1 protein-coding gene is annotated in these 926 nt (G+C 80.8%); it reads left to right on the forward strand.

Features of this window, described 5'->3' with window-relative positions; all coding sequences use genetic code 11:
• Nucleotides 1-67: 67 nt before the first annotated feature.
• Nucleotides 68-926, forward strand: an 859-nt coding sequence (locus G5C65_RS37755) for a hypothetical protein (RefSeq protein WP_206442728.1), incomplete at its 3' end; no start/stop codon positions are given.

Raw genomic sequence — 926 nt, forward strand, 5'->3', positions numbered from 1 at the left:
GCCCCACCCCCCGCCCCGACCGACGCACCGGCCCAGCCGGACGCCACGGACGGCCCGGGTTCCGCCGGTGGTGGCCCGGGTGGCCCGGGTGCTGCGGGTGGCCCGGGTGCTCTGGGCGCGCCGGGCCAGCCGGGTGGTCCGGGTCAGCCGGGTGCGCCGGCTCAGCCGGGTGCTGCGGGTGGTCCGGGTGCGTCGGGCCAGCCGGGTGCGCCGGGTGTCGCGGGTGCGCCGGGTCAGTCAGGCACGCCGGGTGTGCCGGGTGGCGTTGGCGGCCCGGGTGCGTCGGGCCAGCCGGTTGCGCCGGGTGGTTCGGGTGGCGCTGGCGGCCCGGGCGGTCCGGGTCAGCCAGGTGTCGCGGGTGGTCCGGAGGCGCCGGGTGCCGCCGGTGCGCCGGGTGGTCCGGGTGCCGTCGGTGCGCCGGCTCAGCCGGGTGCTGCGGGTGGTCCGGGTGCGTCGGGTCAGCCGGGTGCCGTCGGTGGTCCGGAGGCGTCGGGTGCCGCCGGTGCGCCGGGTGTGTCGGGCGCCGGGGGTGGTCCGGGTGTCGCCGGTGTGCCGGGGCAGCCGGGTGCGCCGGGTCTGTCAGGTGCGCCGGGTGGTTCGGGTGGCGCTGGCGGCCCGGGTCAGCCGGGTGTCGCGGGTGGTCCGGGCCAGTCGGGTGCTGAGCGTGTGCCGGGTGGCGTCGATGGTTCGGGTGCTGTCGGTGGTCCGGGCGTGCCGGGTGCCGCCGGTGCGCCGGGTGCGCCGGGTGCGCCGGGTGTGCCAGGTGCTGTCGGCGGTCCGGGTGCGCCGGATCAGCCGGGTGCTGTCGGTCCGCCCGGTTCGTCCGGTCAGCCGGGCGTGCCGGGTGGTGCGGATCAGCCGGGTGCGCCCGGGGCGCCTGGGCAGCCGGGGGCCCCTGGGTCGTCGGGTGGGGGTCCGTCCGGGGA

This window comes from Streptomyces boncukensis (assembly GCF_011045075.1).
GTDB classification, from domain to species: Bacteria; Actinomycetota; Actinomycetes; order Streptomycetales; family Streptomycetaceae; genus Streptomyces; species Streptomyces boncukensis.